Annotated in this window: 18 protein-coding genes; 15 read left to right on the plus strand and 3 right to left on the minus strand. The window is 52.5% G+C overall.

Annotated elements, in window-relative coordinates; genetic code table 11:
- Positions 1-9 precede the first annotated feature (9 nt).
- Together HY394_00550 and HY394_00555 are read left to right on the plus strand one after the other, a co-directional pair.
- Entirely contained in the window at positions 10-258 is a 249-nt protein-coding gene (locus HY394_00550; protein ID MBI4052509.1) for a hypothetical protein, read from the plus strand.
- Positions 255-506 carry a type II toxin-antitoxin system RelE/ParE family toxin gene (locus HY394_00555; protein MBI4052510.1) on the plus strand — a complete coding sequence of 84 codons (252 nt, stop codon included), beginning with the start codon at positions 255-257 and terminating at the stop codon, positions 504-506. Before HY394_00550 ends, HY394_00555 begins: the two co-directional genes overlap by 4 nt.
- A gap of 38 nt (positions 507-544) precedes the next feature.
- On the opposite strand, the gene HY394_00560 is transcribed toward HY394_00555, so the two are convergent.
- Entirely contained in the window at positions 545-1,540 is a 996-nt protein-coding gene (locus tag HY394_00560; protein ID MBI4052511.1) for a dihydrodipicolinate reductase, read from the minus strand.
- A 26-nt stretch (positions 1,541-1,566) separates the two neighbouring features.
- Positions 1,567-3,186, minus strand: coding sequence for an FAD-dependent thymidylate synthase (locus HY394_00565; protein ID MBI4052512.1), 1,620 nt, complete (start codon positions 3,184-3,186; stop codon positions 1,567-1,569).
- 65 nt (positions 3,187-3,251) lie between these two features.
- Here HY394_00565 and HY394_00570 point away from each other — a divergent pair, with 65 nt between their 5' ends.
- The 4 genes from HY394_00570 to HY394_00585 all read left to right on the plus strand — a co-directional run bounded on the left by HY394_00570 (position 3,252) and on the right by HY394_00585 (position 10,910).
- The gene (locus HY394_00570) at positions 3,252-6,278 is read left to right on the plus strand and encodes a hypothetical protein (protein ID MBI4052513.1); all 3,027 of its coding nucleotides are present in this window, start codon (positions 3,252-3,254) and stop codon (positions 6,276-6,278) included.
- A 74-nt stretch (positions 6,279-6,352) separates the two neighbouring features.
- On the plus strand, positions 6,353-8,110 hold the full coding sequence (locus HY394_00575; protein MBI4052514.1) for a hypothetical protein: 1,758 nt from the start codon (positions 6,353-6,355) through the stop codon (positions 8,108-8,110).
- A 70-nt stretch (positions 8,111-8,180) separates the two neighbouring features.
- Positions 8,181-9,383: a bifunctional phosphopantothenoylcysteine decarboxylase/phosphopantothenate--cysteine ligase CoaBC gene (gene coaBC / locus HY394_00580; GenBank protein ID MBI4052515.1), complete on the plus strand. Its 1,203-nt coding sequence runs from the start codon at positions 8,181-8,183 to the stop codon at positions 9,381-9,383.
- Positions 9,384-9,497: 114 nt separating this feature from the next.
- Positions 9,498-10,910: a hypothetical protein gene (locus HY394_00585; GenBank protein ID MBI4052516.1), complete on the plus strand. Its 1,413-nt coding sequence runs from the start codon at positions 9,498-9,500 to the stop codon at positions 10,908-10,910.
- Positions 10,911-11,140: 230 nt separating this feature from the next.
- Here the strand turns inward: HY394_00585 and HY394_00590 are convergent, their stop codons facing one another.
- Positions 11,141-12,127: a hypothetical protein gene (locus HY394_00590; protein MBI4052517.1), complete on the minus strand. Its 987-nt coding sequence runs from the start codon at positions 12,125-12,127 to the stop codon at positions 11,141-11,143.
- Positions 12,128-12,261: 134 nt separating this feature from the next.
- Here HY394_00590 and HY394_00595 point away from each other — a divergent pair, with 134 nt between their 5' ends.
- The 9 genes from HY394_00595 to mvaD all read left to right on the plus strand — a co-directional run bounded on the left by HY394_00595 (position 12,262) and on the right by mvaD (position 20,375).
- Entirely contained in the window at positions 12,262-12,696 is a 435-nt protein-coding gene (locus HY394_00595) for a hypothetical protein (GenBank protein MBI4052518.1), read from the plus strand.
- Positions 12,697-12,817: 121 nt separating this feature from the next.
- Positions 12,818-14,218 carry a hydroxymethylglutaryl-CoA reductase, degradative gene (locus HY394_00600; GenBank protein MBI4052519.1) on the plus strand — a complete coding sequence of 467 codons (1,401 nt, stop codon included), beginning with the start codon at positions 12,818-12,820 and terminating at the stop codon, positions 14,216-14,218.
- Between the two features lie 99 nt (positions 14,219-14,317).
- Positions 14,318-15,361: a hydroxymethylglutaryl-CoA synthase gene (locus HY394_00605; protein ID MBI4052520.1), complete on the plus strand. Its 1,044-nt coding sequence runs from the start codon at positions 14,318-14,320 to the stop codon at positions 15,359-15,361.
- A gap of 28 nt (positions 15,362-15,389) precedes the next feature.
- Complete coding sequence (locus HY394_00610; protein ID MBI4052521.1) at positions 15,390-16,550, plus strand: thiolase domain-containing protein; 1,161 nt, start codon at positions 15,390-15,392, stop codon at positions 16,548-16,550.
- 17 nt (positions 16,551-16,567) lie between these two features.
- Positions 16,568-16,972 (plus strand): Zn-ribbon domain-containing OB-fold protein, encoded by a 405-nt coding sequence (locus HY394_00615; GenBank protein MBI4052522.1) that lies wholly within the window; start codon positions 16,568-16,570, stop codon positions 16,970-16,972.
- Between the two features lie 120 nt (positions 16,973-17,092).
- On the plus strand, positions 17,093-17,368 hold the full coding sequence (locus tag HY394_00620) for a hypothetical protein (GenBank protein ID MBI4052523.1): 276 nt from the start codon (positions 17,093-17,095) through the stop codon (positions 17,366-17,368).
- A gap of 55 nt (positions 17,369-17,423) precedes the next feature.
- Positions 17,424-18,356, plus strand: coding sequence for a DUF475 domain-containing protein (locus HY394_00625; protein ID MBI4052524.1), 933 nt, complete (start codon positions 17,424-17,426; stop codon positions 18,354-18,356).
- A gap of 24 nt (positions 18,357-18,380) precedes the next feature.
- Complete coding sequence (gene mvk, locus HY394_00630) at positions 18,381-19,325, plus strand: mevalonate kinase (protein ID MBI4052525.1); 945 nt, start codon at positions 18,381-18,383, stop codon at positions 19,323-19,325.
- Between the two features lie 51 nt (positions 19,326-19,376).
- Entirely contained in the window at positions 19,377-20,375 is a 999-nt protein-coding gene (gene mvaD / locus HY394_00635) for a diphosphomevalonate decarboxylase (GenBank protein MBI4052526.1), read from the plus strand.
- Positions 20,376-20,385 lie beyond the last annotated feature (10 nt).

The raw sequence follows: 20,385 nt of genomic DNA on the forward strand, positions 1-20,385 counted from the left end.
TGTTTTAATATGAATTTGACCGTCAATTTTTCCGGCCACGTTGAAGACGTAATTGAACGCCTCGTTGAAAAAGGCGTTGTCAAAACGAAATCCGAAGCGCTTCGGCTTGGCATTCTGAAGCTTGAAGAGCAGTATCTGCGCAGCCTTGACGCAGATGACCTGATTTTGGCTGAAAAGGCATGGGATGATTTCAAAGCAGGCAAGAACAAATCTCTGTCGGAAAGGGAGTTCTACTCTAAAACAGGCCTGAAAAAATGAGTTTTGAAGCGGTTTTTCTTGAATCTTTTGCCGATGACGTGGCAAGGCTTGACGGCAGCCAAAAAACGCTTGTTGAAAAAAGGCTCCGCAGGCTCACTGCAAACCCGTTTTCCGAAAAGCCACTTCACGGCCAGAAACGGTTTTGGGCTTCGAGGATCCTGAACCTGAGAATAATTTACCGCATTGAAGGGCAAAAAATATTTTTTGCCAGGGTTTCAAGCAGGAAAGACGTTTACAAAAACCTGTAGCTGAAATTTTGGCAGGTTTGAAGACCTGCCAAAATTTTTCACGCAAGGATTTTTGGCACGAAGTCCGCCATTGTTTTCAGGCCGGCGCCCGCCGAGAATGCGACCGGAACCATGTTGACCGCGATCGCGGCCGTTGCCCTGTCGCCGTGAGTTCCGCCCGAGATTTTCATGTCGATTGGCGGCACGCCGTGGATTTTGACTGCGTCAAACGATTCCGCTTCCCCGATGCCGGCGCGGAAATTCATGGAAATTATTTCTTTTCCGTTCACTTTCGCCGAGGCAGTCTGCTTCACGCCGCGAACGCTTCCCATACTTATCGTTCCCCAGCTTAACGCAATCTCCTTGTCCGAGATTATCGGGCTGATTGTCTGGCTGAACTCGAAATCCTTAAAGCCAAGGCAGTGCGCTATCATTGAAAGCGATTCAGGCAGGCCGACGTGCCTGATTGTGCCTTCCGCAACCTTTTTGTCGAACTCTTCAACCGAAAGCGTGGAACCGATTTTTTTCTGGAAGGGAACGCGCCTGTTCGAGGCGTCAATCTGCCTCGTGATTTCGATTTTTTCGATTTTCTGGCATGGCGCTGTAAGCATCAATGGCAATGCGTCCATTACAAAGCCGGGGTTGACTCCGACACCAAGCACGCTGACGTTGTTTTTGCCGGCGATTTTGTCCAAGCGCTCCGCGATTTTCCTGTTCTCGCCTATGGGGAAAGAAAGCTCTTCGGTTGTCGAAACCACGTTCAGGCCCGATTCAAGCGCTTCGATGATCTGCGGTTCTGCCTTGGCAAGGCTTGAAACGGTTGTGTGAACAACAACGTCCGCTTTTGCCCCGGAGAAAACTTTTTTCGCGCTGTCAGAAACCGTTACGCCTGCACGTTTTCCATTGCACAGTTCTCCGGCATCCTTTCCGGCTTTTTGCGGGTCGATGTCAATCGCGCCAGCCAATTCAAGTGACTGCTTTTCAAGGCAAAGCCTCGCGGTTTCCATTCCAATAGTTCCCAAACCGTATTGAATGACCCTGATTTTTTTTGCCATGCTTTTTTCCTCCCATTCCAAAAAAATTATTTTTTGCCAATGCGCTCCAGCTTTTCATCCGCCTTCTTTTCCGCTTCCAGCCTTTCCAGGCCCGCGCCTTTCTCGTAGACGAATTTCATGAGTTCGAAGACAAGCGGGGTCGCCTTTTTCGCCTGATGGAACATTTCGATTGAAACCCTTCGGTAGTCGGCGTGTCCCTGCGGCGTCGACCTCAGCTCAACCAAGTGGTACATTTCACGCGCGTTGAGAGTGAAATACCATCTTATTTTGTACGCGAGCGGGACAACGTATTGTGCCTGCAACGGCATTTCCTTCGCGATTTTATCGTAAGTTTCCTTCGCTCCTGCCATTGCCTTTTCAAATTCCTTCAAAACGCCCGCCTTTTCCAGTTCGGGATAAGTGTCATAGCCGAAGTTTGCCGTCAAAAGCTGGCGTTCCTGTGTAAGCTGGCGATGTCGGTGCAAGTCACGGAAGCCGCCGTAATTTGAGAGCAAGTCGAAAGTGTAGTATGCGTTTTCGAAGCTTCGCAAAGGCTTGTGCCTGCGGTTCTGCCTGTGCGCAAGAGATGCATGGATGACTTTGCGCTTTTCCTCTTCGCCCATTGCGGCAACGATTTTTTTGAGCTGGTGCAGGGGCTTGTCGCTGTGCGCGTAAAGCAGCGCGCAAACGATTTTGTTGTCGGCTTCCATGTCAAAGTCGACCAGTTCCACTTCCTTTGCCTGCTCCGCATGTTTGCCTGCAAGCAGTTCTTTTGCGGTTGCGTCAAGGTTTGCGTTCGCCTGCCTGAAAAAATCCTGTGTCGGGCCGCCGTATTTTCCGGCCGCGCGCTTGACGAAAGAAGGAATGTAAGTCAAAAGCTCTTCGTGCAATGAAGAAGCGATGCCGTTGATTTCCTTCAATGGCGAGGCGTGCATTTTGAGTATGAGGTATTCGAACGCCCTGCCATTGCCGTACAGGCCGAGGTTTGTCAGCGTTGAAGCAGGCAGGAGGCCGCGCAGGAGGTCGCAGGTTTTAGCCTTGATTGTCGACTTGTACGCGCGGTCGGTTGTCTCGGAGTCCTGCGGAAACCATTCCTCGGCCTGTGTTCTCACTTTCGGCACGAGTTCGGCGTACGTGCCGAACAGCAAATCGCACGTTTCCACGTAATCCTTTTCGAATGCCGACTGCATTATGCCAGGCTCGAGCAGGTACTGGTATCGGCCGCCCTCTTTCTCGTCAAAGTAAACGTAGCGCGTGCTTTTTTCCAGGGGGGAGAGGCCAATGCGTGAATCCTCGAGGACTTTGCTTGCGATGATTGAAACCTTTTCGCATGCGACGTGCGCTCCGCCTAATTCCGCGACGGAATCGTCGCCGTAGCCGACCAGAACGCGGTCGTAAAACTCTTCGGCTTTCTTGGTTGCGATTGCCTGCTGTTCTCCGTTTCCAAGTGAATAGTTGACGATTTCCCGGAAGCCGGATTCCTTGTCGGCAATGAATTCGTCGAGCAAAAGCCTGCGCAATGGTTTCGGCGAGCGCGAATAGCGCGAGAACAGTGCGCCTGAAACGACTTCGGGCAGGTTTTTGAGGACAAAGACGTTTTTGTCCATGTTCGAAAAAAACGGTTCCAGGATTTTCCGCTCTTCCGAGGAAAAAGAATTTTCCGCCATTGCCCCACCAGACTAAATTAAAGCAATGGCAATGGTTAAATATTTCACTTTTGATTATTGTTTTCATGCCCCATAAAACCGGCCGGCCGCGCCATTATTCCGACAGGGCCATTAAGCGGCCCGGAAGAGGCTTTTCGCATGGCCAGGGCTCTTTGGACCGCCTGATTCTCCTCGGAATCGTGGTTTTGGTTTTCGCAGTCATAATGCTTGTTGCCTTTTCCCGTCCGCATGAAAGGGCTGACGGGAAAGTGCAGGCCTATTATGCGGGGAATGGGCGGAGTGGCGTTCGTGAAGTGTTCGACTTTTTGGGCGTGCTAAAATTTGGCATGAATTCCGGTTCCGGCGGCCCTGAAATTAAGCCCGCCGTCATTCCGGGTGACGTGAACCAAAGCAAAAAGCCGGATGTCGTGCCCGCAACAGGCACTGACAAGGAACCCGTGATTCGGGCCTGCAGCAATGACTGTTCTTCCGCCGGCTTGAGGCAGTGTTCCGGTTCCGGCTATAATGTCTGCGGAAACTTTGACGAAGACGACTGCCTTGAATGGGGTTCCTGGACAGGCTGTCCTGACGGCCGGGCGTGCGCCAACGGAAACTGCGAAGTTTCTCGCGGGGTTTTTTCTTCTGAGGGCCTTGTTTCATACTGGCGTTTTGATGATTTGTCGGATTCGTTTGGTTCAAATGATTTGGTTATGTCCGGCAATGTTGTTGCGGGTTCTTCGCCTGATTGCGCTTTCGGCGGCTGCCTTGCCCTTGATTCTTCTTCCGGGCAGGCCGAAGCCAGGGGTTTGCCGGATTCGGGCGGTTTGTCTGATTTGTCGATTGCGTTGCGCGTCAAGTTTGGCGCCGGTGGCGATACTGCCACCCGGGCCTGGGTGGCGGGCTGGGCCGATGCGCAGGGCCAGGGCGTAGGTTTTTACCGCTATGGCGCCAGCCAGCTTGTTTTTTTCGCCAACGGCGCGGATGGCAGTTTGACTGATTGCTGGAGTTCCGCCTTGAATGACGGCAAATGGCACCGGCTGGCGGGCGAGGCGTCTGAACAGCACATAACCTTGTTTGTGGACGGGTTTCCTCTTTGTTACAAGGCGCGTTCCGGCGCATTTCTTTCCGGCGCCAGCTTCAAGGCCGGCGGCCCGGTTTCCCCATCTGGCAGCGTTCTTGTTGACGAGCTGATGGTTTTCGACCGTTCGTTCACGCAGTTCGTTCACCCGCAGGCCGGTTACACTTTGCTGGGCGCTTTGCCATCCAACGCGCTTGGCATGAGGGGGCCGGTTATAGGCGCCGGCGGCGCGGTGCCGGGCGTGTACCTGTTTGACGGCAAAATATACTTTTTTTCCAGCATGGACGCATACAACTATTATAGCCTTTGCAGTTACGCCGTTTCAGGCAGCTCCGCGCGCTCTTTTGCTGTCGAGTACGGTGATCGTTACAATACCTTCTTCGTGGACGGGGGCTTGGTGTGTGCGTGGCCGGCAAACCGCGGGCTCGCCGTTGCGCGTCCGCCTGACGACGGCTATGCCAATGAAGGGGCGGCCGCAACCACGCGGCTGCAGGCGGGCACGTTCCTGTCAACGGCCGGCCTTGACGGGCTGCCCGTGCACCGCAAGCGCCTAATTACCGCGGGCTGGCTCAGCCCTGATTTGAAGTCCTTAAAGGAAGACCTTGGCGTGTACGACGAGTCCGGATTCGACGGCATCGCGATAGACGACGAGGTATTCTTCAATGAACCGGGCAGGCCGTGGCCATTGAATATATTTCAGAAGACCGCCTTAAGCACGGGCCGCAGGTACCGGGAAGGGCAGTTTGACGCCGTCGCCGGAGAAGTCGGGCAGGCCCTGGGAAAAGCGAAGAACCTGAAGCATAATTACATGGTACTCTATCTGGGCTGGACGCATTCGTCGGTTCTCGGCAACCACCTGAGCCCGGTGCTCGATGCGGACGGGATACCGGTATTCGACGCCAACGGCCTTAAGCTCCATAACCTGACTGCGGACGAGCAATGGCAAATCATTGCCGGCAACGCGCGGGTTGCAGCAGGGCTGGCGAAAAAGGCCGGCCTTGAAGGAATCATAATTGATACTGAACAGAACTATTCGGTCAACACCCAGGACCCCGGTTACATTGCTTACAAGGGTTCTCCGCTTACCCTCAGCTACGAACAATCCGTGCCGGTCAATCCGGCGCCGTTCGCCGAGTACGAGGCCGCGGCCCGCCAGCGGGGGCAACAATTGGCATCCGCGATGGCCGAGGAGTATCCGGACATGACCGTGCTCTTCCATTTTGCGTACAGCCTGTACAGCGACAAGGACAGAAAGGAAACAGGCGGAATCGACCAAAAGAGTTATTTGGAACGGTATACCCTACTGCCTGCCTTCATCGACGGCATGCTCGAAGGCGCTCCGGGCATCCGGTTCATTGACGGCGACGAGTGGACCTACACCATCCGGCGGCGCGGGCAACTGCTTGACCGCAAGAAGCATTTCCTTGAAAACGCGCTTGAAAAATCCGCCACAAACACGCCCGGGAACCGACAGATTGAATACGGTCAAGAGCTGTGGGCTACCGTGCTTGAGCAGACGCCCGATGATGCAGCTTGGGTTGATGTAAACTTTATTCCCGAAGATGAGATTGAATTGGCTAAGCAGTTCGGATACGGAATCCGCGACGCCTTGCGCGCAAGCGAGGGCATGGTTCTGATTTGGCACGCACAGCGTCCGCCGTGGCCGGTCTACCGGACTGCAAGAAATGGGCAGAGGTACCGCGCCCAGGGCGTGATGCCCGATTCTTTCAGACAGGCGATAAAGGATGCGCGCAAGAATGTCGAGGGCAACACCAATCCGGTGATGCCGGTTGTCGGTTTTGTTTCGGCAGGCACGGGGGAAAAAGTTTCAATCACTTTGCCTGAGGCAAGCGACGCCGACGGGGATTCCTTGATTACCTGGGTTGACGGCCTGCCGGAAGGCGCGTCTTACGAGCCGCTTTCCCGCACAATCGAATGGCCGAACCCGCGCGCGGGAATCTACTCCCTGTCTTACGGCGCTTCCGACGGCTTTTTGGAAGCCGCGGCACAGTTCAGCCTTGTGATTTACGGCTAGCGGCCTATAACCGTTTGGCATTCTTTCATGGGCATGCTTTCTGTTTTAAAAAACCTTTCAGGGCAATCGTTTTTATGCATCCAAGCGACGCCATCAAGGGAACCGCGTCAAAAAGATTTTTCATGCCGCATTTGAAACCGGTTGTTGTCTGCGCATTTGTGTTGCTTGTTTTGCTTTCCGGTTGCACCGCCACAAAAAGCAAAGGCGTGGAAAAGCCGGTTGATTCCGACAAAAACTTTTTGGATTCAAACCAAGCCAAGTCCGCGCCCGAAACTGGCGGGCCGCGACAGCCGCCAACCACGGAATTGGTTGCTGAACAACCGGACGCCAATGTTCCGGATGCAAACGCCGGCGCACCCGACGTGAATGCAGCGGCTGCTGTCGTGTTTTGTAACCGGAACGGCGCCTGCGACACAAACGAGTCCGCGGTTTCCTGTCCGGCCGATTGTGCCATTCTTTCCGGAGGCGGAGGAGGCGGCAATTCGCCACAGCCGCCGTCAGGAAACGATAGCGGTTCGTGCAATTCGGACGGCGCATGCAACGGAAACGAGGACACAGCTTCATGCCCTGCTGACTGCAGTGTAAGGCAGTTCAGGCATTATTTGCGGTTTTATGCTTTGGATTACTATAATCGGTTTTCAACAAAGCCGCCGGCGCCGGAAGGGCTGGTTGAATTCACCATCACGCAGGGCACGCCTTTTGGCAACCTGCAGGATTATACTCATTTTAATGTGACGGATTCCGGCCATGTTGTTTTGACAACTTCCACTGCGCCCAAAACTCTTGTTGCGTTGAGCCAAAGCGAGCTTGACGGCTTGTTTGCGCAGTATGGTTTTGGCGGGGATAAAAACAACATCTATTCTGGCGTGATTGCAAGGGCTGAAGTCGGGAAAATCCATGAGGAACTTGTAGAACGCCATCCGGAGCTTTTTCCGAACGGCACTGAATTGTTTGTCGGCGCCGTCATAGGGCCGGACGGGTTGCCCGAGCTCGTGGACAACTTTCCGGTCAGGGAAAGAAGCGACATTGCCGACTACCAGCTTGGCAAAACAATGGTTTACCCGCTTCCATATTCGCCGGTCGGCTACGGGCGGTACCGGACGCTTTGGAATCACGGCAGCTGGGCGGTCAGGGTATATCTTGCAAGAAGGGCCAATAAGCTGGTGAATGGCGTTCCAGGCGTGGAGAATATTTTTTTGGATAACGTGCAATTGCCGGCTTATATCAAATATCTTGGCTCCCGTGTTGGTTCGGTTCCGGTGCCAAATTATGTTTCGCCCGGAAGCAGGGATGAACAGTTTGCTGTTTATGCGAACAATTTTGTTTCGGTTCTTACTGCCGTTCGCGTAAAAACCGGCGCAAAAATGCTTCTTAACGGTTTGTATGAAGTGAAGGCTAACCAAAGCATTTTTTTTCAAAAACTAATTGCGTCCGGCCAGTTTGACGGCCTTATGACGGAAAACGGGTTTTTTGCTGACGGCGTGGAAAACAATTTGGGCGGCAGCGCGGCAAGCGTGCAATGGTACTGGGATCAGGTGCAGTGGTTGAAGCAAAACGGCAAAAACGCGGTTTTTTTGGCGGGCGGGAAGGACGCTTCGAAGGCATCCAAGGCCTGGCTTTGGGTGCATTTAGTTGCTGACACCAATGTTTTCTTTTCGACCAATCCCAATGAACATTTTGACGTTTACGATTCTCCTTTGGGGTATCCTCTTGACCAGGCTCCGGTAAAAAACGGCAGCGTGTGGAGCAGGCGCTACGAGCGCGGCACGATTGTCTTTGACGTTTCGGGCGGAAGGCTTGACGACATAAAGTTTGTCGAAGGCCCGGCATAGGTCAGCCGTTTTGTTCGCTGTTTGTCGTATCCGCGCTGTTTTAAAAATCCTTTTCCGGCCATTCGTTTTTATGCATCCAAGCGAAGCAATCCGGGCTTCCGCGTCAAAAAGCCTTTACGGAAAGCTCATAGTGTTGGGAGTTTCATCAAGCATTGCCGCAGTGAAGACTGTTGAAATTGCAAGGGAACTGATCAGGCACGGCGCGGAAGTGCAGGCAGTGATGTCAAAGGGCGCGGAAGACATCATTGCGCCGGGGGCGCTGGAGTTTGCCACGGGGAAGCCTGTCATAACGCATCTCAGCGGAATGGTCGAGCACGTCGACCTGTTCGGAGCGCATGGAAAAGCCGATTTGCTTTTGTTGTGCCCTGCAAGCGCAAACGTGATTGGAAAAATCGCGAATGGCATAGCTGATGATGCCCTGACAACCATTGCAATGACTGTTGTTGGGGTGAAAAAGCCAGTCCTGGTCTGCCCGGCAATGCATTTGGAAATGTGGCAGAACACTGCCGTCAGGGTGAACGTCGAAAAGCTTGGCGTGCTGGGCGCGGAATTCGTGCCGGCGAAAAGCCTTGAAGGCGCGGAAAAAATCGCGGACAAGGAAACGATTGTGCTGTTTGTGGAACGGGCGCTTTCCGGCAAAAGGCTTGCAGGCAAAAAGGTTGTCGTTTGCGCCGGCGCAACGCGCGAGGAAATCGATCCCGTGCGCGTGCTGACAAACAAGGCATCGGGAAAAACCGGCGAGGAAATCGCAAAAGAGGCTTTCAGGCAGGGCGCACAAACCACACTTATACATAATCGGGATTGTTTTGTTTCCGGCATCAAATGCGTGCAGGCGCAAACCATCGAGGAATTCCGCAAGGCAATCCTTTCGGAGCTTGAAGGCGCGGATGTTTTCGTCTCGGCGGCGGCAATCGGCGATTTTGTAGTGGAAAAGGCGAAGGACAAGCTTGCTTCGGAAAAAGGCGTTGAATTGAAGTTCAGGCCCGCCCCTAAAATCCTCGCGGAAGTCGTGAAGAAATTTCCCGATTTGTTCGTTGTCGCGTTCAAGGCGGAAACGAACAAGGGGACGGAAGAGCTTGAAAAAATCGCAAAGGAAAAGCTGAAGGAACTGAAGCAGGGCTTTGTGGTTGCGAACGACGTGGCACATGGTGGAATGGGAACGGATGAAAATTCGGTTTTGATCGTCGGCAAAAACTTTTCGGAAAGCGTTTCAGGAAAGAAAAGCCTGATTGCCAGAAAAATCGTGGAAAAAATTGAATGCGGTCTGCCATAATTTCCTTTGCGGAACCAATTGTTTCACCAACCGAAAATGTCGGCACTGCCCGCCGCTAGGTTAACTGCCATATTTATATAGTACTTTGTTTCATGCTAATTTCGTTGTCTGCAAATGCCGGCCGCGGTTGGAGTTGATTCGTTGAAAAAAAGCATGTTTTTCGTTTTGCTGTTTTTTGGTGTTGTTGTTTCGGGCTGCCTTCAAACTGACTCTGAAAAAGCCGCCATTGAGCTTTCAGCTTCGACTGTTGAAGGAAAACTCGCCAAGACCCTGATGGAATCGCTGAAAAAGACAGGCGAGTGCAGCGTATCGGATTATGCCGGGGTTGCCGGCCCGGCCAACCCGCTGATAAGAAACATGGGCTTTAACGTTTCTCTTCCGACACAGGAGACCGAAGCCGCCGAATTGGTTGAAAATGCAAAAGAATGCAATGTGCAATTGCTGCGGAACGTTTTGGAAGTCGAAAAGGACAAAAAATACCAGGTCAACTACACTGCAAAAGTTGACAGTTCCTGCAAATACTCCGGCCTAAAACCGGTTTTGTCGGCTTATATTTTGACGATTTCGGTCGACCTTGAGGAAAAAACAGCGGTTGTTGAAAAGGGAAAGCTTAAGGACAGCATTGCACAGCAGGTATCAGAGTTCCAGCCGGCTTTTATGCTCATGGGAAAGTGCGCGGCTCCAATACTGCTCGGCATTGGATTTTTCGGGGACTTTTTGGGTTCAGACAGCGGCCCGGGCTTAGACGGCGGTCCAGACGAAGGGGAAAAGATAGCTTACGGCTTTGACGCTTTCTGGGATGATTCGAAACAAAACCCGATTCAGCTGTCGTGGAATCACGCCCAAAGTGACGGCCAGTACTATGTCGCAATTGAAATGTGGGCCACCGGCAACAGTTCGCCGCTTGGTTCAATTGAAACGACCATAGAGAACTTAAAGGACGGCCCGGCGTTCCCGTTGGGCCACGTTTTCAGTTATGACCTGGACGGCGGGGAAATTTATTATGGCGGGCAGCTGTCATACCCGCACGAATTCAAGGTCGATGCCTATCTTTTGGACAGTGAATACAGCATTGTGGAAAAGTTCGGCTACAAGGAATTTTCAATTGGCGCGCCCCAACAGCAGGAGGCGCCGGATGCAGCAGGCGTTGTTTCGAATTTTGTTGCAAGATGGGACGCCGAAGACAGCCAGAACCCCCTGAAGTTTACATGGGATTTTGTTCCGCAGGGCGGCCAGTATTTTGTGGCGCTTGACATGTGGAATACCGGCAACAGTTCGCCGCTTGGTTCGATTGAAATGACCATAGAGCGGTTAAAGGAGGGCTCGCCGTTCCCGTTGGGCCATGTTTATGCCGCGGAAGACGGAAGCGGCTCGCTTTATTGGGGCGGGCAATACACTTATCCGGACGTGTTCAGGATACACGCATACCTCTTGGACGAATCATATGATTTGGTCGGGGAAACAGCGTATGTTGAATTGACAAGAAACAATGCTGACGAAAGCCCGACATCGGTTCCCATCGGATGAAAAACCGTCCTGAACAGAAAAGGGCACGGCTTGTTGGCATCGTTCCGGTCTGGCCGGGCTTTGTTCGGGTGTTGCGCCTGTTTTTGCGGCAACAGTTATTGTGCGTCTTCTTTTTTTGGCGTAGTTGCCCAAGGAATTTTCAGCCGGACCCAAATGCGCCGGGCTGACCGGGAATCGTAAAATAAAAAAGAAAAAGGCGCCGGCAAACGCCGGCGTTGAAGTGTTTTATTTCACTGGCAGCCGCACGTGCCGTCAGCGTTCGGCGCGGTCGAGCAGACGCCGAGCTTATTGTCCGGGGTAATACACACGATTTTGTTTCTTGCCCCGACCTGGAAGCCGGTGGTTGGCCTATGCCCTCTGTAGCTAAGCAATACGTCTCCGCCCAGCTCAATTTGCTTCGCGTCGAGAAAAATATTGCTTTTGCGGCCAACGTAACCGCTTGCCCCATTATTTTCCATGGTAATGCCGGCATAATCATTTGAGCCGGCACTGCCGGACGGCGCAACAAACTGTTCGTTGCCCTGCTGTCGCAGTTCTATTCTATCGGCACTCACTGAGATACTTGAGTACAAAATGTTTCCGTCTGTCAGGGGTTGTTTCCGGTCTTCCATGTAAATCCCCCTCTGCACGTGATTTGGCATCCCAGTATTAAGCGATGAGTTCAAGCGAATATATGTAAAACCGTCGGCATTTTTCGTCGCTATTTTGGTTGGAATGTCGGCATTTGTGCTGCCAAAATAGACCGAGTTTCTAAGCGTTTCGTTCGCCGCGTTCGGCCCGGCAACGCCCATGTGCCCTTGTATGCCGCTGCCCGTGCCAAAGATGAGGCCAGCGTAACCGTCGTTTTTCGTGTTGGTTATTCTGAGCGGCGGGTATGTTTGGTCGGATTCTTTTATGTCGAGTTTTACTTCCGGTGTTGTGGTTCCGATTCCGATTTTGCCGGTTCTGTCAACGAATAATCTGTCTTTTTGCACCCAGAGGTCCCTGATTGCGAAAGAACCGGGGTAGATTGTTGAAGTGTCCTGCAGCGGCTGTCCTGTTATGCCGTCGGTTTTTCCTGCTCCAAGCGACCAGTACCTGTCGCCGTCAAGAATGTTAACTCTTTCGTTGGCGCTGAGCGTCAGCAATCCGGTTTTTTCACTTGCCTGCGCGCAGCCCGCAAAGAGCAGTGCGGCAAACAGTATTAGCGGGATAAAAATCGTCCTTGTTTTTTTCACTTTTTCGCCTCCAAAAAAATCGTGGTTAATTTTATACGGTTAAAGGCTTTTTCTTGTATTTATTTGTTTCTTTGGCGTTTTCGGCTTTTTTTTTGCAAAACGCATAAATAGCTGTTTGTTTTTTTTGTTTGCTGGTGGTTTTTGTGAAATTTTCGGGTTTTCTGGCTTTAAGCATTTTTTTCTTAGCCTTGCTGCTGGTTTTCGGTTGCGCAGCCGAAAAAGCGGGTGCAGTGGACAAGGGTTCGCTGAAAGAAGATTCCGCGGCGGGCGAAAAGGAAGCGGTCTCCGATGATTCGGAAGGAATTGCTGGCGAGGTGTCTGACGGAGCCTCTGCGGACATAAACGGCGTTTACAGTGTGGATTCAAATAATCCAGTTGAAACCCATGCGCCCGGCGTTTCCGCAGATGGTTCGGGCGCGCAGGATGCGAATGCACCGGATTCAAACGCTTCCGGCTCTGACGGCTTGAATCCGATGCCTTATGGTGACGGAGCGGCTGTTTCAGACGGAAATGATGCGCAGGCTTCGGATGGCGGTTCAGGCGGCTCGCTGAGCGACATTTACGGGTGAGGCGGCCATTAGTTTGCCTTGGGCCTGCATGGTTTCGGCGATTGGCTGAATTCTTTTCCCTTTTTGCCTTTCGCCAAAATCCTTTTTTAAAACAAAAGCCATCAACTTTTATTGTTGTTTTATGCATTCATCGAGCATTTCAGGCTTTTATGAGCTTCCGGGGAAGGAGCGGCTTGCCAGGCTGAAGGATTTCGGCTTGTCGGCCGAGGATCTGAAGCTGTTTGAGGGAGCCGGGGCATTGGACTTTGAAACCGCGAACCGCATGGTTGAGAACTGCATTGGAACTTTTCAGTTGCCTTTGGGCATTGCCACGAACTTTTTGATTAACGGCAAAGACGTTCTCGTGCCCATGGCCATCGAAGAGCCGAGCGTTGTGGCCGCGGCAAGCCATGCAGCAAAGCTTTGCAGAGAAACAGGCGGCTTTACCGCAACTTCGACTGAACCCGTAATGATCGGCCAGATTCAGGTTTTAGGGATTCCTGAAAGCGGGCTTGAAAAGGCGGTTGAAGATGTTCGGAATGCCAAGGCTGGTTTGATTGAGAAGGCGAATTCGGTTGACAGCACAATCGTGAAATTGGGGGGCGGGGCAAAGGATGTCAAGCCGGGCATAATTGAAACCGCGTCCGGAAAAATTCTCGTAATCCATTTGCTTGTTGACGTGCGCGATGCAATGGGCGCGAATGCCGTGAATGGCATGTGCGAGTCTGTTGCGCCTGAAATAGAAAAAATCACCGGCGGAAAGGTTTTGCTGAAAATCCTTTCCAACCTTTCAGTTTACCGCAAGGCGGAGGCGAAAGCCGTGTGGACGAAAGAGGCATTGGAAGCAAGCACTAAAGGCGAGTTGAAAGGCGAAGAAGTTGTCGACCGAATCGTGAAGGCTTTTGAGTTTGCCGATGGCTGCAATTTCAGGGCGGCAACGCACAACAAGGGCATCATGAACGGCGTTGACGCGGTTGTCATTGCGACCGGAAACGACTGGAGGGCGGTTGAAGCGGGAGCGCATGCTTATGCCGCAAAGACCGGCAGTTACCGTTCGCTTTCGAAATATTACAAAAACGAAAACGGCGACCTGGTCGGGGAAATAAAATTGCCTTTGGCAGTTGGCCTGGTTGGGGGCGCGACAAAAACGCATCCGCTTGCAAAGGCATGCGTGAAGCTTTTGGGAGTGAAAACCGCGCGCGAGTTAAGCGAAATCATTGCGTGTGTGGGCCTTGCGCAAAACTTTGCGGCTCTGCGCGCATTGGCGACGGAAGGCATCCAGCGCGGCCACATGAGGCTGCATGCCAAAAACATTGCAGTGCTTGCCGGCGCAGTTGGAAAGGAAATCGACGTTGTAGCGGAAGAAATGCACAGGCAGGGCAGTGTCGGCGCGGACAACGCGAAAAGAATTCTTGAAGGGCTGAAAGCAAAACGCGCCCGGGCATCCGGTAAATTGCCCGCGAAAAAACCCAAAAACCCGCGCGCAAAAAGCAGTGGAAAGGCAAATGCAAAAAAAAGCGTTAAGGCAAAAAAGAAGCGTTAAGGCAATCGACGAAATTATGCTTGTGATTGGACGAAGTTATTTAAAGCTTGCATCGGATAGGTTTTTTACTGGAAAAAGTTTTGCCGGATTTGTGGTTTGATGGTTGGCATTGTCGGTTACGGCATTGAAATTCCGAGGCTGCGCATTACTGTTGACGAAATCGCTTCCGTCTGGAAAAAGGACGGCGCGCGCATTGCCGCGGGCCTTGGCCTGAAGGAAAAAGCCGTTGCAAGCTTTGACGAGGATTCCGCAACCTTATCAGTCGGGGCTGCCAGAAAAGCCGTTGATGTCGCAAAAATCAATCCGCAGAAAATCAACGCGGTTTTTGTCGGTTCGGAATCGCATCCTTATGCTGTCAAGCCGACCGGCACGATTGTCGCGGAAGCGGTTGGCGCGGTTCCCGAAGTGTTTACGGCCGACTTGGAGTTTGCGTGCAAGGCCGGAACAGCCGGAGTGCAGATCTGCTATTCCATGGTCAAGTCCGGAATGGTCGAATATGGCCTGGCTGTCGGCGCTGACACTGCACAGGGCAGGCCGAACGACGCGCTTGAATTCACTGCCGGCAGCGGCGCGGCCGCGGTCATTGTCGGCGGGAAAAAGAATGAAATCATCGCGGAAATCGATGCGACCTGCTCTTTTACGACCGACACCCCGGATTTTTGGAGAAGGCAGCATGCGGAATTTCCAAGACATGCCGGCCGCTTTACAGGGGAGCCGGCTTATTTCAAGCACATTCTTGGCGCGGCTGAACTGCTTTTTTCAAAGACCAAATCAAAGGCTAAGGACTACGATTTTGCGGTTTTCCACCAGCCGAACGGAAAGTTTCCTGTTCAGGCCGCAAAAATCCTTGGCTTTGAAAGGCAGCAGATCGAGCAGGGCCTCATAACCCCGCTCATCGGAAACACTTACTCGGGCAGTTCCATGATTGGATTGTGCTCGGTTCTGGATGCGGCAAAGCCCGATGACAGGGTTTTGGTTGTAAGCTATGGCTCCGGCGCGGGCTCGGATGCGTTCGCGTTGACGATTACAAAAAACATCAGGGACAAGAGGGCAAAAGTGCCGGTCCTTGAAATGGTGAAGGACAAGGAATACATTTCCTATGCCGAATATGCAAAGCACAGGAGAAAAATAAAAAGCCTTTGAGGCATGCGGATTTGCATTTGTGGTTTTTATGAGAAGCGTTTCAATTATCGGGGTAGGCCTTTCCAAGTTCGGCGAGCAGTGGGACAAGAGCTTCCGCGAGCTTGTAGCCGAGGCCGGGGTCAAGGCAATTCAGGATTCCGGGCTTGAAGGCAGGGAGATCCAGGCGGTTTTCGGCGGAACAATGGCTTCCGGAAAGTTCATCGGCCAGGAGCACATCGGCGCTCTGATTGCCGACCAGCTCGGCCTCAATCCATTGCCTTCCACGCGCATGGAAGCGGCGTGCGCTTCCGGCGGAGTTGCGTTGAGGAACGCTTTCACTGCTGTTGCGTCCGGCATGTACGATGTTGTCGCTGTCGGCGGCGTTGAGAAGATGACTGAGGTTTCAACTGAAGCCGCGGCTGACGCGTTGGGCGGAGCGGGCGACCAGGAAACGGAATTGTTTCATGGCGCGACCTTTCCCGCGCTGTACGCCTTGCTTGCGAGGGCGCACATGGAAAAGTTCGGCACGACGGAGGAAATGCTTGCCTCCGCCGCAGTGAAAAACCACGCGAACGCAGTGCACAATCCTTATGCGCAGTTCCAGCGCGCGATAACGATTGAGGATGTCCTGAATTCCGCGCCTGTTTCCTCGCCATTGAAGCTCTTGGATTGCTCGCCGATAACTGATGGCGCTGCGGCATTGCTTTTATGCGAAACCTCGAAGGCGAAAAAAATCGCAAAGCAGCCGGTTGAAATAATCGCTTCAGCGCAGGCATCGGACAGCCTTGCCCTGACCGGAAGGAAAAGCCTGACCGAGCTGAACGCGACCAAGATTGCGGCGAGGCAGGCGTTTGAAATGGCGAAAGCCAAGCCTGAACAGGTCGACTTTGCCGAAGTGCACGACTGTTTCACGATTGCCGAAATTCTTGCAATCGAGGACATAGGTTTTTTCAAAAAAGGCGAGGGCGGAAAGGCAACTTTGGCTGGAGAAACCGCGATTGGGGGCAGCAGGCCGATCAACACGTCCGGCGGCTTGAAAGGAAAAGGCCACCCCGTTGGCGCGACAGGAATTGCACAGGCGATTGAAGCGTACTGGCAGTTGAATGAAAAGGCCGGCAAGCGCCAGGTCAAGGGTGCAAAGCTCGGCCTCTCGCACAACGTCGGCGGAAGCGGGGCAACGGCTGTAGTGCATGTGTATCGGAGAGTTTGAGGTTGAAGGTGGATTGAATGGTTGACGGATCGCTTCCATTGATTTGGCGCAATTTTTCCGAACGCTACAACCTTATGGGCAGCAAGTGCAAGTCGTGCGGAAAATCGTTTTTTCCGACACGCCTGATCTGCCCGAATTGCAGGACAAAGGGAAAGCTTGTTGCGGAGCAGATGCCTTTCACCGGCAAAATAGTTTCGTGGACAAAGGTTTTTGTCGGGCCGCAGGGCTTTGACATGGAAACGCCTTACTTCCTTGCATTGATCGAGCTGGACAACGGCGCAATGATTTTGTCGCAGCTTGTCGACAACGACGACGGCAAAGTCAGGACGGGTGCGCGCGTCGAAAAGGTTTTCCGCAAACTCCAGGACAATGACGCGGAAGGCGCGATTGCATACGGTTATAAGTTCAGGGTAACGGGCTGATTTAAGCGAACCCCGACCGACCTGCACAGCATGCATTTCCTTTTGTTGGTTCAATTGCAAAAAAGCGCTTGTCCATTTTGAACCAAAAACAAGATAATCCGCTTATTGCCATTTGTTTGCATGGCGAAAAAATTCTTTTTGGCAATGGCAGTTTTGCTTCCGGCAATGGTTTTGGTTTCGGGCTGCATTGGTCCAGGGCCGACAAAGCCCGAACTATGCGAAAAGATTTCTTCCAATGAAATAAAGGCGCAATGCTATTGGGAAAGCGCGACAATCGACAGGAATCCGGGCCTGTGCCAAAAGGTTTCGGATGCGCAAAGCAGGGACCTATGCTACAAGGATGTCGCAACCGGAAACGTGCACTGGTCGGCTAACGGCAATAGCCCCGCTGACTGAAAGGCCATGAGAACAATTTTAACGGCTTTTGCGCATTTTTTTGACTGTCTTTTGCATGCCATTCGATTTTTTTCCGCTGGTTTTGACTGCTTTGGGCCTGGCCCTGTTTGAAATCATCACAAGCCTCGACAACGCAGTGATTAATGCCGACGTCCTCTCAAAAATGTCTGATTGGGCGAAAAGATGGTTCCTGTTGTGGGGCCTGCTTATCGCGGTTTTCATTGTGAGGGGCATCCTGCCCTGGCTGATAGTTTTCGTTTCAAATCCCAGGCTCGGCCTGTTGGGCGCGCTCACTGCAACCTTCAGCTCCGACCCGGTAGTGATGCAGGCTGTCGCGGCTTCAAGGCCCGTGCTGTTGATTGCGGGCGGCGTTTTTTTGGTATTCCTGTTCTTCCACTGGCTTTTTCTGGAACAGAAGAATTTCGGATTGTTCGGGGAAAGGCGCATCCAGCATTACGGCCTCTGGTTTTTCGCGGTCGTCTCAATCCTGCTCACGTTAATAACCTGGTTTGCAATCAACAAAAACCCTTTCATGGCTTTCGGCGCGGTTGTCGGCTCGACCGCTTTTTTCATAACGCACGGCTTCAAGCAGAACGCGGAGCAGAAGGAAAAGGAACTGCTGCACGGCAATGCCATGGGCGACTGGAGCAAAATCCTTTACCTTGAAGTGATTGACGCGACGTTTTCCATTGACGGCGTCGTGGGCGCGTTCGCATTCACGATGTCAGTGCCCCTCATAATCTTGGGCAACGGCCTGGGCGCGCTTGTTGTCAGGGAATTCACCGTGCACAACATTGAGACAGTGAAAAAATACAGGTATTTGAAAAACGGCGCAATGTATTCAATCATGTTTTTGGGCGTGATAATGATTCTTGAAAGCTTCGGCGCCGAGTTCCCGCAATGGCTGTCCCCTGCGATAACCTTCGGGGTAATAGGCTATTTTTTCTGGAAATCGAAAAAGGAGCTCGGGGCGAAAACAAACCTTTAAAGGGAGTTTTCGGCAAAAAGGCTTTTGGTGTTTCTCTTGGCGGAAGGAAAGGGCTTCGGAAAAACAATCCTTTTCGGCGAACACTTCATAGTTTACGGCCTTCCGGGAATTGCCTCCGCTTTGGGCGATTACACGACCGCACAAATCGAGAAAAGCCCTGGCTTCGAATTTGTTGACAACCGCCCTGAAACGCCCGGCTACAAGGAAACCAAAAAAGACGAAATCAACAGGCAGGTTGACGCCCTGCTGGAATATTTCAAGTTCGACAGGCAGACCGCGCCTTTCAGGATAACGCTTTCCGGCAGCCTTGTCTGCGCTTCGGGTGTCGGGGCGAGCGCTGCGCTCGCGACAAGCATTGCCCGCGCATTCAATCAGGAACTCAGGCTCGGCTTAAGCGACACGCAGATAAACAATGTTGCTTTTTTGGCGGAGGAAGCCGGAAGCGGCGCCCCATCCGGAATCGACAACACCTGCTCGGTTTTCGGCTGCTTCATAACGTTTGAAAAGAACCTTGCGGGCGGGCCGAACAGGATTGATTTGCTGAAAGTCAAAAAGCCGGCTGAAATCGTTCTGGCGAACTCCGGCATAACCCAGGAAACAAAAATCGTTGTCGGAGACGTGAAGGCTTTGAAGGAAAAAAAGCCGGAATGGTTCCAGGGCATAGTGGATGAATACCTGGCGCTTTACGGCAAAGCGGTGGATGCGATAAAAATTGAGGACTGGAAGACCGTGGGAACGCTGATGAACAAAAACCACGAACTCCTGCAAAAAATAACCGTTTCCTGCAGGGAACTGGACGAAATGCAGGCAACCGCCTTGAAGGCGGGCGCGTTCGGGGCAAAGCTGACGGGCACGGGCAGGGGCGGAATGCTTGTCTGCCTCACTCCCGGAAAAGCTTTGCAGGAAACGGTTGCAAAGGCGTTGGACCAAAAGGGATTTCCAACGACAAAGACTTCGATTGGCGGATGAATGGAAGAAAGGATTTCGCATGATTTGCATGAAATATTTTGGTGAGACGCTTTGAAGGCAACCGCAACCGCAAACTCGAACATCGCATTGGTGAAATACTGGGGCAAAAGGGACAAGGAACTCATTCTGCCGATGAACGGCTCGGTTTCAATGGCGCTCGACAAGCTGTTCACGAAAACAACCGTCGAGTTTTCTGAAAAGCTTGCGAAAGACGAATTCGTTTTGGGCGGGAAAAAGTTTTCCGGAGCGGAAGAAGAGTATGCTGAAGTAAAGGCGTTCCTTGACATAGTGCGGCAGAAAGCCAAAACAAGGGCGCATGCAAAAGTCGTTTCCGAAAACAATTTTCCGACCGCGGCGGGACTGGCAAGCAGCGCTTCAGGGTATGCGGCGCTCGCATTGGCGGCAGGCAACGCGGCAGGCCTGGATTTGGATGCAAAAGAATTGTCAATGCTTGCAAGGCGCGGTTCGGGAAGCGCGTCGCGCAGCATTTTCGGCGGCTTCGTCGAATGGCTGAAAGGCGAAAAAAAGGACGGAAGCGACAGCTATGCAAAGCAGGTTGCGGATGAAAATCATTGGCCGGAATTCACGATGATTACAACGATTGTTTCAAGCGCGGAAAAGAAAGTGAAGAGCCGCGCGGGCATGGCGCAGACCGTTGCGAACTGCCCGCTTTACAGGGGCTGGCTTGATTCCGTTGACAAGGATATCGCGGACGTGAAAAAAGGCATTCTTGCAAAAGACTTTTCCTTGGTCGGCAGAACCGCGGAGCACAACTGCCTGAAAATGCATGCAACCATGATTGCAACCCGGCCCGGCATAATCTATTGGCAGCCTTCGACAATGCGCATAATCCACGCGGTGCAGGGCTGGCGCGATGAAGGATTGGAATGCTATTTCACGATTGACGCCGGCCCTCAGGTGAAAGTGATGTGCCTGCAGGAGAATGCGAAAAAAATCGAATCACGGCTGAAAGCAATCGAGGGCGTTAAGGAAACGCACGCCTGCCGTGCGGGCGGAAAGGCAAAGCTTGTCACGGAGCACCTGTTCTGAATTGCGTTTC

This window comes from Candidatus Diapherotrites archaeon (genome assembly GCA_016205145.1).
GTDB lineage: Archaea > Iainarchaeota > Iainarchaeia > Iainarchaeales > JACQJH01 > JACQJH01.

Coding starts and splice junctions, on each gene's coding strand:
- HY394_00600 (MBI4052519.1), top strand. CDS start 12,818: ATGCATTCATCGAGCATTTCAGGCTTTTATGAGCTTCCGGGGAAGGAG.
- coaBC (MBI4052515.1), top strand. CDS start 8,181: ATGCATCCAAGCGAAGCAATCCGGGCTTCCGCGTCAAAAAGCCTTTAC.
- HY394_00585 (MBI4052516.1), top strand. CDS start 9,498: ATGCCGGCCGCGGTTGGAGTTGATTCGTTGAAAAAAAGCATGTTTTTC.
- HY394_00555 (MBI4052510.1), top strand. CDS start 255: ATGAGTTTTGAAGCGGTTTTTCTTGAATCTTTTGCCGATGACGTGGCA.
- HY394_00565 (MBI4052512.1), bottom strand. CDS start 3,186: ATGGCGGAAAATTCTTTTTCCTCGGAAGAGCGGAAAATCCTGGAACCG.
- HY394_00625 (MBI4052524.1), top strand. CDS start 17,424: ATGCCATTCGATTTTTTTCCGCTGGTTTTGACTGCTTTGGGCCTGGCC.
- HY394_00615 (MBI4052522.1), top strand. CDS start 16,568: ATGGTTGACGGATCGCTTCCATTGATTTGGCGCAATTTTTCCGAACGC.
- HY394_00550 (MBI4052509.1), top strand. CDS start 10: ATGAATTTGACCGTCAATTTTTCCGGCCACGTTGAAGACGTAATTGAA.
- HY394_00560 (MBI4052511.1), bottom strand. CDS start 1,540: ATGGCAAAAAAAATCAGGGTCATTCAATACGGTTTGGGAACTATTGGA.
- HY394_00610 (MBI4052521.1), top strand. CDS start 15,390: ATGAGAAGCGTTTCAATTATCGGGGTAGGCCTTTCCAAGTTCGGCGAG.
- HY394_00620 (MBI4052523.1), top strand. CDS start 17,093: ATGGCGAAAAAATTCTTTTTGGCAATGGCAGTTTTGCTTCCGGCAATG.
- HY394_00575 (MBI4052514.1), top strand. CDS start 6,353: ATGCATCCAAGCGACGCCATCAAGGGAACCGCGTCAAAAAGATTTTTC.
- HY394_00605 (MBI4052520.1), top strand. CDS start 14,318: ATGGTTGGCATTGTCGGTTACGGCATTGAAATTCCGAGGCTGCGCATT.
- HY394_00570 (MBI4052513.1), top strand. CDS start 3,252: ATGCCCCATAAAACCGGCCGGCCGCGCCATTATTCCGACAGGGCCATT.